Source organism: Candidatus Accumulibacter vicinus (genome assembly GCF_000584955.1).
GTDB classification, from domain to species: Bacteria; Pseudomonadota; Gammaproteobacteria; order Burkholderiales; family Rhodocyclaceae; genus Accumulibacter; species Accumulibacter vicinus.
In genome coordinates this window covers 73,213-73,453 of record NZ_JDSS02000041.1, presented here as the reverse complement: position 1 = coordinate 73,453, position 241 = coordinate 73,213, and the positions used below count along the sequence as shown (strand labels likewise).

Below are 241 nucleotides of genomic sequence, written 5' to 3'. Positions count from 1 at the left end.
CCGTCGCGGAGGAGCAGCGCGCGGCGCTGGCGCGGGGCATGCCGCATCGGGATCTCACGGTGTGTGAGGATGAGACTTTCCATCCACAGATGGGTCTGGTGGCGCTGGAGCCGGTGTCGGGCTTTCTTCTTCTGGAACAGTACGCGGCGGATCGTCAGGCGGCGACCTGGACGCAGGCGCTCCAGGAAGCCCTGGTCGGCTTGGATGTCGCCGTGATTCAGGGCACCAGCGACGAGGCCGG

At 67.6% G+C, this 241-nt stretch carries 1 pseudogene; it reads left to right on the top strand.

Annotation, left to right across the window (positions count from 1 at the left end):
• A pseudogene (locus CAPSK01_RS23865) lies at window positions 1-241 on the top strand (hypothetical protein); the annotation flags it as partial.